Below are 13,365 nucleotides of genomic sequence, written 5' to 3'. Positions count from 1 at the left end.
GTTTCTACATAACTATGTAGCCAACGATCCTTAAGATTTTTGTATTGGGAGACTCAGCCCTCCCGAGTTTACTATTACTATCTTTCACACCGAGACCATGTTCTCGGTGTTTTTTTATCTGCCATATATTCCCCCAACATTTAAAATGGCTTAATCGCAAGATAAAAAAAACCGCGCTATAAAGCGCGGCACCTTGGGCTCGGTTTAATTGGGGGTGTTTCTTTTATAGTTAATTGTTTAGTGTTGGGTTGCTTTTAGCTTCAAGCGCATCGCATGAAGAACAGGCTCCGTGTAACCATTAGGTTGTGCACAGCCTTCAAATACAAGCTGGCATGCTGCTGAAAACGCAATGCTACTTTCAAAATCAGGCGCCATATTTTGATAGTTAGGGTCACCTGCATTTTGCTCATCAACAACCGCAGCCATACGCTTCATGGTTTTCATAACCTGCGCGTCATCACAGATGCCGTGACGTAGCCAGTTAGCGATATGTTGACTAGAGATACGTAGTGTCGCTCTGTCTTCCATCAGGCCAATATCGTTGATATCCGGCACTTTAGAACAGCCAACACCTTGGTCAATCCAGCGTACAACATAACCTAAGATGCCTTGCGTATTGTTATCTAACTCACTTTGGATATCTTTCGCCGTCAACTTTTGATTGCCTAGCAACGGAATCGTCAAGATGTCGTCCACATTCGCTCGAACTCGCTCGCGTAATTCTTTTTGGCGGCTAGGCACACTTACTTTATGGTAGTGCAGCGCATGGAGTGTTGCCGCAGTTGGTGATGGAACCCAAGCGGTATTAGCGCCAGCTTGAGGGTGACCAATTTTAGCTTCCATCATCTTGGCCATATTATCGGGCTCAGGCCACATCCCTTTACCGATCTGTGCTTTACCTTGCAATCCACAGGCAAGGCCAAGGTCGACGTTTTGATCTTCGTATGCACCAATCCAAGTCATGCTCTTCAGCTGGGCTTTAGGAGCGAAGGGGCCAGCTTCCATACTGGTATGAATCTCATCACCAGTTCGGTCTAAGAACCCAGTGTTAATAAACACCACACGATCTTTCGCAGCGCGGATACACTCTTTCAAGTTAACCGACGTACGGCGCTCTTCATCCATAATGCCAACTTTGATTGTGTATCTCTCTAAACCTAGGGCATCTTCAATACGACCAAACAGTTCATTGGTAAATGCTACTTCTTCAGGGCCGTGCATCTTAGGCTTAACGATATTAATACTGTTAGCGGTTGAGTTTTGATACTGGCTGTTGCCTTTCAAGTCATGCATTGCAATTAACGATGTAATCATGCCATCCATGATACCTTCAGGCACTTCATTACCTTGCGCATCAATAATGGCCGGGTTCGTCATTAAGTGGCCCACATTTCGTATAAACAACATACTGCGGCCTTTGAGCGAAATTTCTCCACCAGACACGCTAGTATAATGACGGTCAGGATTAAGACTACGAACAATGGTTTTACCATTTTTCTCAAGCGACTCTTGTAGGTCGCCTTTCATCAGCCCTAACCAGTTTCCATAGGCAAGCGTTTTGTCTTCACCATCCACTGCGGCTACTGAATCTTCGCAATCCATAATCGTAGTAAGTGCCGCTTCCACCAGCACATCCTTGATACCCGCGGCGTCAACACTTCCAATAGGAGCTGTCGGATCGATTTGAATCTCAATATGCAGATTATTGTGCTTCAACAGGATGCAAGATGGTGCGCTCGCGTCCCCTTGATATCCGATGAACTGATCACTATCAATCAACGTAACTTCCTCACCGTTTTCCAACGTTGCGGTTAACGTATTGCCGATACTGACGTTGCTGATACTGTATTGCGTAACATCTTTATGAGAGACACCATTTAGCGGTGCTGCTTCATCAAGAAACTCTCGAGCATAAGCCACCACTTTTGCGCCACGAACCGGATTAAAGCTTCCACCTTTCTCTGCGCCATCGCTTTCACTGATGACGTCTGTTCCGTAAAGCGCATCGTAAAGACTTCCCCAACGAGCATTAGCAGCATTCAAGGCAAAGCGAGCATTCATAATAGGAACGACCAATTGAGGACCTGCTTGCGTTGCAATCTCAGGCTCAACACTGGCAGTGGTGACTTGGAAGTCATCGCCTTCCGGAACTAGGTAGCCAATCTCTTGTAGGAACTGTTTGTATTCCCCAGCATCTATTGCATGCCCAGCTCGCTCTTGGTGCCAAGCGTCAATCTGATGCTGTAGATCATCACGCTTGATCAATAACGCGCGATTTTTAGGCGCTAAGTCTTTAAGAATAGACTCAAAGGATTGCCAAAAGTCGTCAGCATTAATGCCAGTGCCCGGCATCACCTGTTCATTAACTAATTGGTAGAGGGTGCTATCAATGTTCAAGCTTCCCTGTTGAATACGATTGCTCATAAAATCTCTCTCGAATTAATCGATGACTATTCAATAAATTTACGTAACAGACAAAAATTTAGCTAATTTATGCCATTTATAGTGAACATTCACATAATAAATACCTAATATCACTACTCCGTTACGCCACTTTCTAACTCGTTTGCCACACTCTTAATCAAGCGTCTCATCCATTGGTGATCCGGATTACTTTGCAAAAGTGGGCTCCAGGCCATCTTCACTTCAAAAGGCTCAATCGCAAATGGTGCCGGCTTTATCAGAAGCTTGGGATTATGACGCTGAAGCTGCGCCGCTTTGGTTGGAATGGTAAGGATCAGGTTCTTCTGCTGGGCAAATAAGATGGCCGACAAATAGTGTCGAGTGAACACGGTAATGTTGCGAGTCTTACCAATACGCATCAGCGCTTCATCAATCCAACCGAGCTTTTGCGCTTCACTTGGATTAATCCCAACCCCAGTCCCCATCCCGGTTTTACTTACCCAAATATGCTGTGCTTTCAAATACGACAACAAATCAAAGTTATCCGCTATCGGGTTATCGCAGCTAAACAAACACGAAAAGCCGTCGTGCCACAAACTCATTTGATGGAAGGATTGAGGAATATCATCAAATCGATTGATGATGATATCCACCGTTCCTTGTTCTACATCTTGGTAGCTCACATCACTGGGGGTCATGATGTCTAAGCGGATTTTTGGCGCTATTTCACTTAGCCGCTTAAGCAAGGGTTGAATAATGGTGGACTCCGCATAGTCACTAGCCATTATGCGAAACACCCGCTCACTGTCATCGGCGTGGAATTCGGTGGTCGGTTGTAGCGTCTTTTCAACGTTTGCCAAGATATTGCGAATCACTGGTTGCAGCTTTTGCGCACGCTCTGTCGGTATCATTCCCTCGCTCGTTCTAACCAACAACGGATCTTCAAACAGATCACGTAATCGGCGTAAACCATTACTCATGGCGGGTTGGGTAATACCCAACTGATTTGCTGCTCTGGTGACATTTCTTTCCCGTAGCAACATGTCTAAATACACAAGTAAATTAAGGTCTATACGAGCAATATTCATATAAAAAATACCGAATATAATAACTATAAATTAACAAAATTATCACACATGCAGCTACGATTTGTCCATAACAACAAATTAAACGGGTCGTCCCATCTGAAACATGAAGCCCTCGGAGAAAGACGACTAAGCCATTTGGCCAATAATATCCAACGTGAAACTAAGGAATAGTTATGTCGCAAATCACTCAAGATATCGAAATGATAGAAGTTGCAAAACGCGCTGCTGGTGCTCCATGGGATGCTATTAACCCAGAATCTGCTGCTCGCATGCGTGCTCAAAACAAATTCAAAACGGGTCTAGATATCGCGCAATACACTGCAGATATTATGCGTGCTGATATGGCGGCCTACGATGAAGACAGTTCTAAGTACACTCAATCGTTGGGTTGCTGGCATGGTTTCATCGGTCAACAAAAACTGATTTCTATTAAAAAGCACTTCGGTGGTAAAACCGACCGTCGCTACCTATACCTTTCTGGTTGGATGGTTGCAGCACTTCGTTCAGAGTTTGGTCCACTGCCTGACCAATCAATGCATGAGAAAACATCGGTTGCTGGTTTAGTAGAAGAGCTTTACACCTTCCTACGCCAAGCCGATGCTCGTGAACTGGGTGGTTTATTCCGTGCTCTTGATGCTGCTCGTGAAGCAGGTGATGTGGATCTACAAGATTCTATTCAAGACCAAATCGATAATCACGTAACGCACGTTGTGCCTATCATCGCGGATATTGATGCAGGCTTTGGTAACGCAGAAGCAACTTACCTAATGGCAAAACAGATGATCGAAGCTGGTGCTTGTTGTCTTCAAATCGAAAACCAAGTAGCGGATGAGAAACAATGTGGTCACCAAGACGGTAAAGTAACGGTACCTCACGCGGATTTCCATGCCAAACTTCGTGCACTACGTTACGCTTTCCTTGAGCTAGGTATCGATAACGGCATCATCGTTGCACGTACTGACTCACAAGGTGCTGGCCTAACAAAAGAAATCGCAGTAGTTAAAGAGCCAGGCGACCAAGGCGACATCTACAACTCTTACCTAGACGTGGAAGAGATCGATGTAGCAGATATGAAGCAAGGCGACGTTTGTTTCAACCGTGAAGGTAAGCTGGTACGTCCTAAGCGTCTACCTTCAGGTCTATATCAATTCCGTCAAGGCACTGGTGAAGACCGTTGCGTATTTGACTGTATCGAGGCGATTAATGCTGGTGCCGACCTACTGTGGATTGAAACTGAGAAACCACATATTGGGCAAATCAAAGAGATGATGGACGGCGTACGTGAAGTTCACCCGAACGCTAAGCTAGTTTATAACAACTCACCATCATTCAACTGGACACTTAACTTCCGTCAGCAAGCTTATGATGCAATGGTTGAAGCAGGTGAAGATGTATCAGCATACGAGCGCGCTAACCTAATGAGCGCTGAGTACGACGAAACTGAACTGTCTAAGCGTGCTGATGAAAAGATTCGCACTTTCCAAGCGGATGCCTCTCGTGAAGCGGGGATCTTCCACCACCTAATCACGCTACCAACATACCACACTGCTGCATTGTCAACTGACAACCTAGCGAAAGAGTACTTCGGTGAGCAAGGCATGTTGGGCTACGTAGCAAATGTTCAACGTAAAGAAATCCGTCAAGGTATTGCCTGTGTGAAACACCAAAACATGTCTGGCTCAGACATGGGTGATGACCACAAAGAATACTTTGCAGGTGAAAATGCGTTGAAAGCAGCGGGTGAATTGAATACTTCTCACCAGTTCGACTAATTAAGGTGGCGATTTGCTCTCTACACACTTATGAGAGTAAATAGATAGCACACCTAGAGAGTGAGAATTGCGCCCCAAGACGCAGTCTCACTCTCCACTTCTGTTAGACTAAATTCATTCATGTTTGTCGAGAATGCCTATGACTACAGTTCCTCCCTATCTTCAAGATTCTAAAGAGTTACTTTCACAAGATGGCTTTGCAACCAGTGATGTTTGGTATCACGGCACTTCATCTGCGCTACTGAGCTCTATCCAAGGGCAAGGGCTAAAGCGCTCCGGTGACAAAGCCCTTAACCAAGCCGCGAAAAAGACCATGGCAACGATAGGTAACAATTACACCGAATCTGTCGAGCCTGTCTTTCTGACTCAAAGTAAAGAATTGGCTTATTATTGGGCACAGCAAACCGTTCGAGACCGCAGCGTTCGTTTTGAAGGTGAAGAAGAACCTATTGTCCTTGCGGTGAATTTATCAGAAAAACAACGCGACAAAGTAAAGCCCGATGTGGGGGCGATGAGCCTGCTAATGATGAGCGTAGGTGAGCAGTTTATGGCGCACTTAGCGCAGATTTATCAAAGCAACAATATTGAAGGTCCAGATATTGACCTGCGAACCGCGGATAGAATGGATTACTTAAATAAGCTCGGCATGGCCTATATCGATCAAGACGTCAGTCTCGCTTGTGTTAGCGTCGTTTCTGAAGCATAACGCCTGTTAGTTTTTCCCCAAGATTTCGAAACCGAGATGTCAATCTCGGTTTCTTTCATTTAACGAACATAGATTTCGTCTTACATTCGCTTGTGGCCCGATGTATTAAGCCCATCACCTTCATGAATCACATTGCCGTTGATGGTTATCGAGTCTGGACAGGTCAACGTTTTGCCCCATTTAAGCTCTACGGGCTCCTCGGTACTGCCTTTGTAAAGGCAGGTTTTTACTTTTGTACTGACCACATTCCTAACCAATACTTCCGCTTCACCAACATACTCACCATGTCGCGGCGTTTGCTCGTTAGCAAATGAGAATGATGAGAGTGAAAGAAGGACCGAAGCCAGTATGATTTGAGTAAGTTTGCTCATGGTAATTCCCCTTGACGTTAATCGTTAGCGAATAGCCGAATACTCCTTTACTCTGCTCATGCCGGATACTATAAGGTGTTTTTTTGACCAACAAAAAACACGTACCATCAGGCAAACTGATACATTTTCATAAGTCATTGTTTCTTTGCATTGATAACAACGAACTATCATCAAATCTCATATGTAGCCGAAGATTAAAAGAGAATTGCATATAGGAGATACAACCATAGGGGAGACAACTTAACCCGATCAGTGAATTTTAAACTTCACGATCAACTCACAATCATTTGTCGTTTGCATGTCAGCTATATGATTTGCAACCTTTGGATTGGGATGACGTTTAAGAAATTCGACCAATGCAGACTTACAACACCCCAACGAAGAGATAAAACTATCACAGCTAGTACGTGGACATTGGGGTAACAAGGTCATCACTTCTTCTGAAGCTAGTTGTAAGTACTTCAGTTCATACTCACTGTCTCCTTGTGCACGCCAAAAGTCTGCAAGGTTATGACAAGACATGACTTTAACCGCCAGTAGATCTTCCAGCTCTTCAAGGTCTGATGTATCAAATTTCATCTGCTGTGATTCAGACAGCGCGATTTGGTAATGGGCGACCGCGGCCATTAACTCCCCTTGTTTCTCCGCTTCGTCGGCTAACAGTGTGTGTCTTTCCCATCTTGTCATATCCATCGGTCTAACCTTCAACTCTCCATACTAAGAATTTAAATGATATTGATTATCATTTAAATAACAACCGTAACTTTGTTATGGATTAGTCATCATACAAACCACCATTGAAATTTCTGTTGCTTTCTTCATTCGATAACGATTATTATTTGCAATGTTATAACATAACAATTAGAGACATTATGAAACCGAATATTCATCCAAATTATCGCCAGGTTGTTTTTCACGATACGAGCGTAGACAAGTACTTTATCGTTGGCTCAACGCTGGAAACAGACCGCACTATCGAGTGGAAGGATGGCAAAACCTATCCGTACATGACTATTGAAGTGTCATCGGAATCACATCCTTATTACACAGGAAAACAAAGAGTTATTCATAAAGAAGGACGAGTGGCTAATTTCAATCGTCGCTTCGGTCATGTCGCTGCCAACAAGTAAGGAACACAAATGAAAGTACTTAGCTCGCTCAAAAGTGCTAAACAGCGCCACCATGATTGCCAAGTCGTTAAACGTCGCGGTCGCATCTATGTAATATGCAAATCCAACCCAAGATTTAAAGCGGTTCAAGGAAAAGTGAAGAAGAAAGCCTGACTGCAAGTTATCGGTAATAAAAAGGGCAATGAATAATGACTTCACTGCCCTTTTTTGTATATTTTCTCGTTGTTTTACATTGAAGAAAGTCCCACTCTCATGAAGCTAAAGAGTGTTTTTGTACACCACACCATCCTTCATGATGATTTTTTGTCTATCGCAATTTGCCACACAATCCACGCCATTCAATGGATTACCATCAATAACCAATAGATCCGCGTAAGCTCCTTCAACAACCTGACCCAATTTCCCTTGCGGGTATGGGTGTTGGTACGTTGACATCTCAAACAAGCGCCCACAGTTTGAAGTTGCCATACGCAATGCTGTTATCGTGTCGAACGTTTGTTCTATAGCTTCAAGTTCATTCAGTTGAGTCGCGTGCACATCTTTTTCACCCACACAATCAGTACCGAATGCCAAGTTTTGAATGTCGTATTTCTTAATAAGTTCAGCAGAGTGGAACATCGCTTTACCAACTCGCTCAGTTTTGCGATAAGTTTCTTCATTTGGCAGCGGTATTTTTCGCTCTGCAATTAAGGACGACGTGAAGTATGACGGGATAACCCAAATCCCCTTTTCTTTGATAGTTTGTGCGATATCGTCATCCATGATTGTCGCATGTTCAAAAGACATGACTCCCGCTTCAGCAGCTCGGCGCATCGCATCTGCGGTATGAATGTGCGCCGCTACGTAGGTTCCATAATCAGAGGCCGCCTCAACAGCCGCTTTCATTTCATCCAACGTGAACTGCAATGTATCTAGTGGATCGAATGTTGAGGAAGCACCACCACCAGCCATAATCTTGATTTGAGAGGCGCCCATAAACAACTGCTCGCGTACTGCTTTTAATACTTCTGCACGGCCGTCAGCGACTTTCATCGCTCCCAGCTTCATCATCGGTGAATCTTCGTGGTCACCTTTGCGTTCTTGAGCTCGGTTTTGGCGGTAGTCAGAATGACCACTCGTTTGAGAAATAGCCGCCATAGACGGCAAAATACGAGGTCCTAATGCGTAACCATTATCGATACTGGTTTTGAGTCCAAGCGTATTACCAGCCACGTCACGAATGGTGGTGAATCCACGCATTAGCATCTCTTCAGAAATCTTGGCAGAGCGAATCGCCACTTCCTCACGTGTCATGGTATCAATAACATTAAACGGCGCAGAGAGAGTAATATGTACATGGGCATCAATCAGACCAGGCATCACTGTCCCACCCTTGGCGTCAATAACTTCATCAGCGACTGAGAGATCAATATCACCAATCTCCACTATCAAATTGTCTTCAATGAGAATCGACACATTCTCTATCAGCTTGTTATCGACACCGTTAAATACATTTGTATTGATAATCACTTTTTTCATGATGGCTTCCTCTGGAACGCTATTAAGTTGATAGAGGCATCATAGACAAAGTAATGGTTAGTGAATTGCCATTTAGCGACATAACTGTTGATTATTTAGGCGAACTAAATATCCCGAAGGGGCTTCACTCCTGATAATACTGCCACATAATTTGCTTCTTAAATTACCGATAGGCTATATAGTCAAAGCTGTATTGGTTTACTCTAAAATAGTGCACCGTATACTCAAACACGATACCACTTTCTAGCTCACCAACAGAATCGACGCGAATAATCGGATCGGCCATATCCATATTGAGTTCGTCAGCGGTTTTTTTATCCAATATTTCGGGCTTGATCGATTGACGAGAAAGTTTGATTTTTAGTCCTTTCGTCTTTTCTATGTAGTCGTATTTGGAGCTGCGCATGGCTTTAATACTGAGATCAGGAAATAGAGAAACGGGTAAATACGTGTGTTCTAGCACTTCAGGTTCATCATCTATCATTCGTAAACGACGGATTGAATACACCTCTTCTCCAATAGAAACGTCGAGCTTACCTGCCACTAGCTCATTGCATTCAATAAGCTCGAACGTAATTATCTTCGAGCTTGGCGTCTTGCCTTGTGCTGAAACCTCTTCTACGAAACCGCTCAACTGTAGAGCATTATGTTGCGCCTTAGGCGCTTTAACATAAGTACCGCTGCCCCTTTGGCGAAACAATAAATCTTTATCCACCAGCAGTTGCATTGCTTTACGAATAGTCACTCGGCTTACATCAAACTCTTTTTGCAGCTCGCCTTCAGTTGGCAAAATAGAGCCTGCTGACAGTTCACCATTACTGATCTTTTCAATCAAAGTATCAGCTATCTGCAAGTATCTAGGTTTACTCATCTCATCTCCTTAATCTTCATGCATGATAAAAGTAAACTGTGATCAACGATACATTTAAAATACTTTTTAGCTCTATTAATGTGAAGGATATTATAATTTACACTCAAAGTATCCTATATGTATTGCTCGATATAATACTTTTAAGATACTTTTGTGCCATCAAGATAAACATCAGGACATTTCGATGAACAAGCAAAACCTAACCGTTGTTGGCGCAGGCAGTACCTACACGCTGGGTATGATGAACAGCCTAATCGCAGAAAAAGATACCTTTCCTTTAAAGCGCGTTGTTTTCTATGACATTGATGCTGAGCGCCAAGAATCAAATGCCAAAGCGACAGAGATTCTATTTAAAGAGCACTATCCGGAAGTTGAAGAATTCATTTACACAACAGATAAAAGTGTCGCATTCTCAAACTCAGATTTCTTCTTTATTCAGATTCGTACTGGCGGCTTAGAAGGGCGCGAACGAGACGAGCAAATTCCGCTTAGTCACGGTTGTGTCGGTCAAGAGACATGCGGTGCTGGCGGTATGGCTTACGGCCTTCGTTCTATTGGTGACATGATTGAGTTGGTTAACGATATCCGCTCGTACTCAAAAGAAGCATGGATCCTTAATTACACCAATCCAGCAGCGATTGTTGCAGAAGCACTTAACCGTGAATTCCCAGATGATAAGCGCATCCTGAATATTTGCGATATGCCAGCCGCTATCATGGTGAGTTACGCAAACCTATTAGGTTGTGAGTTCTGGGATCTAGTACCTGAGTACTTTGGCCTAAACCACTATGGTTGGTTTACCAAGATCAAAAATAAACAAGGCCAAGATCTGACGGATGAGATCAAGAACATTATCCTACACAAAGGAATTAGTGCCGTTGATCCTGAAATTGCTGATGACCCGTCATGGCAAGCCACATTCCAAAATATGAAAACGATGCTTGAGGATAACCCAGAGTATCTGCCAAATACCTATCTCCAGTACTACTTGTATCCAGAAAAAATGGTCGTAAAAGAGCAGATCAACAACACTCGAGCACGCCAAGTGATCAACGGTCGTGAAAAGAGAGTATTTGAGTTAAACCAACGCATTATTGATGCTGGGACAACCGCTAATGAAACCTTACACGCTGACATTCATGGGCGCTATATGGTTCGAGTCGCTGCATCCCTAGCATACAACATGGGCGACACTTATTTGGTCATCGTGCCAAACAATGGCGCGATTTCAAATCTTCAGGATGATGCCATGGTTGAGGTGCCTTGTGCCCTAACTAATGACGGCCCTAAAGCGTTTGCAGTTGGCACCATTCCAACATTCCAGAAGGCCATGATTGAAAGTCAGTTAGGATACGAAAAATTAGTCGTAGATGCATGGTATGAAGGTAATAGACAGAAATTAATCAATGCGTTAACTCTCAACCGTACCGTTGTCAATGTCCCTAAAGCTAAAGCTATCGTTAACGATCTTCTAGAAGAAAATAAAAACTATTTGCCACAATTTTCCCAATAACTTGAACCGCCTCTGAGCAGGAAGGAACTTCTGCTTAGAGGCACTTTTGAGGTCACTATGAAAGACATGATACAAAGATTTGGGGCAGCCATGTTTGTCCCTGTTTTGCTATTCCCTGCGGCAGGTATGCTGCTTGGATTTACCGTTATGCTCCTAAACCAAGATCTGTTCCCTTGGGCAGTTCCTGGTTCAACATGGCACAGTGTTTCCACCATTTTGCTGCAAGCGTCATTAGCTGTTTTCAAAAATATGTCTCTTATTTTTGCAGTTGGCTTACCTATCGCGCTAGCAAAATCAGCGTCCGGTCGTGCGGTACTTGCCACCCTCGTCTCTTACATCACTTTTAACTACGTTATTGGTGGAATTCTACAATTTTGGGGCACCGATCTTGGCGTCAATTATATTGCAGGTGAGCGTGGTCTAACTGAAATTGGCGGTATCTTAACACTGGATACCAACCTTTTAGGTGCGATCGTTATCGCGAGTGTATCGGTTTGGGTTCATAACAAATACTTTGACCGTAAACTACCGGACTGGGCTTCTGTATTCAATGGCACACCATTAGTAGTTATTATCAGCTTCCCTATGATGGTTGCACTTGCTGTTATCACATGCTTTGTATGGCCGACTATCCAAGGCGGTATCAACGGTCTACAGACGTTCTTAGTCAACTCGGGTTCGTTTGGTGTTTGGGCATTTACTCTTCTTGAGCGTCTATTGATCCCTACTGGTTTGCATCACTTTGTTTATGGCCCTGTATTTTATGGTCCAGTTGCGGTTGATGGCGGTACTGTTGCTTACTGGATCCAGCACATTCAACAATTTGCAGAAAGCAGCGCACCCTTAACTGAACAATTCCCTCAGGGCGGCCTCATGTTAACTGGTATGGGCAAAGTGTTTGGATGTACAGGTATCGCACTAGCCCTTTACTCAACCGCGAAACCAGAAAAGAAGAAGATGGTACTAGGACTTGTTCTAGGTGCAGCCATTACCGCAATTCTAACCGGGATTACCGAACCTATTGAGTTCACATTCCTATTTATTGCGCCTGCTTTATTTGTTTTACATGCACTGCTTTCAGCAACAATGGCGACACTTGCCTTTATGCTTGGCGTATCAGGTAACTTCCAAACTGGATTAATCGACTTTGTTTTCCAGAACTGGCTGCCATTAGGTGCAAACCACATGGGTACGTATGTGATTCAAATAGCACTAGGTCTCACTTTCACCGCTATATATTTCTTCAGCTTCCGTGCAATTATTCTGAAGTACAACTTAATGACTCCTGGGCGCGATGATGCGGAAGTGAAATTTGTGTCTAAGGCAGAGTATCGTGCATCACAAAAAGGAAATACCGTAAACGGTAGCGAAGACGGCCAAGCCAATGCATTCATTGAAGGCTTAGGTGGGCGCGACAATATCGAGTTACTAACTAACTGTGCTACCCGATTACGTGTGAAAGTCAAAAACGCTGAGTTGGTTCAACCAACATCCTATTTCCAACAACAAGGTGCTGTTAACGTGGTTCGTAATGGAGAGAGTTTCCAAATTATTGTTGGCTTGACCGTACCACAAGTTAGAGAAGAGATGAGCCAACTCATTCAAGCCTAACTTCCCTACTATTTTTATACTTCTACTAAGCCTCTGTTTATACGGAGGCTTTTATTTTGAGGACATAACAATTAATTTTCTTAAGATGCAAAAAAGATAAGAACTTTTCTCCTAAACAGGGCTGATTACTACCTGATGTAACAGCCAAGAAGTGACAACAAAGATCGAAACTTTGACTCCATCATCGTTGCTATCCAAACAGATTGTGACAACAAAGTTTGAAACTCACTTTTGGACATAAATGAGTTTCGAAAAACCTTACCTTAGCAAGTCATGAATAACTAAAGGTATGGCAAATAGCAAAACTGACGTGCAGAATGCAACGGATGACTTGTCGAAACCTCCGCCTTACGGAGAAGCCTACTCGCCCTTGAGAAAAACG

At 43.6% G+C, this 13,365-nt stretch carries 12 protein-coding genes; 6 read left to right on the top strand and 6 right to left on the bottom strand.

The window, feature by feature from the left end:
- Positions 1 to 237 precede the first annotated feature (237 nt).
- A complete protein-coding gene (locus tag AWH66_RS11260; protein ID WP_063603041.1) occupies positions 238 to 2,424 on the bottom strand; it encodes a malate synthase G in 2,187 nt (728 codons plus the stop codon).
- A gap of 113 nt (positions 2,425 to 2,537) precedes the next feature.
- Positions 2,538 to 3,491: a LysR family transcriptional regulator gene (locus tag AWH66_RS11255; protein ID WP_038222008.1), complete on the bottom strand. Its 954-nt coding sequence runs from the start codon at positions 3,489 to 3,491 to the stop codon at positions 2,538 to 2,540.
- A 173-nt stretch (positions 3,492 to 3,664) separates the two neighbouring features.
- Between AWH66_RS11255 and AWH66_RS11250 the strand changes: the two genes are divergently transcribed.
- A complete protein-coding gene (locus AWH66_RS11250; RefSeq protein WP_063603040.1) occupies positions 3,665 to 5,263 on the top strand; it encodes an isocitrate lyase in 1,599 nt (532 codons plus the stop codon).
- Between the two features lie 139 nt (positions 5,264 to 5,402).
- Positions 5,403 to 5,969, top strand: a complete 567-nt coding sequence (locus tag AWH66_RS11245) for a hypothetical protein (RefSeq protein WP_063603039.1) — start codon at positions 5,403 to 5,405, stop codon at positions 5,967 to 5,969.
- An 80-nt stretch (positions 5,970 to 6,049) separates the two neighbouring features.
- Here the strand turns inward: AWH66_RS11245 and AWH66_RS11240 are convergent, their stop codons facing one another.
- Both AWH66_RS11240 and AWH66_RS11235 read right to left on the bottom strand, forming a co-directional pair.
- Positions 6,050 to 6,340, bottom strand: a complete 291-nt coding sequence (locus AWH66_RS11240; RefSeq protein ID WP_006070351.1) for a hypothetical protein — start codon at positions 6,338 to 6,340, stop codon at positions 6,050 to 6,052.
- Positions 6,341 to 6,589: 249 nt separating this feature from the next.
- Positions 6,590 to 7,033, bottom strand: coding sequence for a DUF2753 family protein (locus AWH66_RS11235; protein ID WP_063603038.1), 444 nt, complete (start codon positions 7,031 to 7,033; stop codon positions 6,590 to 6,592).
- Positions 7,034 to 7,212: 179 nt separating this feature from the next.
- Between AWH66_RS11235 and AWH66_RS11230 the strand changes: the two genes are divergently transcribed.
- Both AWH66_RS11230 and ykgO read left to right on the top strand, forming a co-directional pair.
- A complete protein-coding gene (locus AWH66_RS11230) occupies positions 7,213 to 7,470 on the top strand; it encodes a type B 50S ribosomal protein L31 (protein WP_063603037.1) in 258 nt (85 codons plus the stop codon).
- A gap of 9 nt (positions 7,471 to 7,479) precedes the next feature.
- Positions 7,480 to 7,623, top strand: a complete 144-nt coding sequence (gene ykgO / locus AWH66_RS11225) for a type B 50S ribosomal protein L36 (RefSeq protein WP_006070348.1) — start codon at positions 7,480 to 7,482, stop codon at positions 7,621 to 7,623.
- A gap of 105 nt (positions 7,624 to 7,728) precedes the next feature.
- Here ykgO and AWH66_RS11220 read toward each other — a convergent pair whose 3' ends face one another.
- Together AWH66_RS11220 and AWH66_RS11215 are read right to left on the bottom strand one after the other, a co-directional pair.
- Positions 7,729 to 8,988 (bottom strand): metal-dependent hydrolase family protein, encoded by a 1,260-nt coding sequence (locus AWH66_RS11220; protein ID WP_063603036.1) that lies wholly within the window; start codon positions 8,986 to 8,988, stop codon positions 7,729 to 7,731.
- 163 nt (positions 8,989 to 9,151) lie between these two features.
- On the bottom strand, positions 9,152 to 9,859 hold the full coding sequence (locus tag AWH66_RS11215; protein WP_063603035.1) for a GntR family transcriptional regulator: 708 nt from the start codon (positions 9,857 to 9,859) through the stop codon (positions 9,152 to 9,154).
- A gap of 184 nt (positions 9,860 to 10,043) precedes the next feature.
- Between AWH66_RS11215 and AWH66_RS11210 the strand changes: the two genes are divergently transcribed.
- Together AWH66_RS11210 and AWH66_RS11205 are read left to right on the top strand one after the other, a co-directional pair.
- The gene (locus tag AWH66_RS11210) at positions 10,044 to 11,372 is read left to right on the top strand and encodes a 6-phospho-alpha-glucosidase (RefSeq protein ID WP_063603034.1); all 1,329 of its coding nucleotides are present in this window, start codon (positions 10,044 to 10,046) and stop codon (positions 11,370 to 11,372) included.
- A 57-nt stretch (positions 11,373 to 11,429) separates the two neighbouring features.
- Entirely contained in the window at positions 11,430 to 12,983 is a 1,554-nt protein-coding gene (locus AWH66_RS11205) for an alpha-glucoside-specific PTS transporter subunit IIBC (protein ID WP_063603033.1), read from the top strand.
- Positions 12,984 to 13,365: the final 382 nt, after the last annotated feature.

This window comes from Vibrio barjaei (genome assembly GCF_001639065.2).
GTDB lineage: Bacteria > Pseudomonadota > Gammaproteobacteria > Enterobacterales > Vibrionaceae > Vibrio > Vibrio barjaei.
The sequence above is the reverse complement of the archived record's forward strand: the minus strand, read 5'-3'. Positions and strand labels throughout refer to the sequence as shown.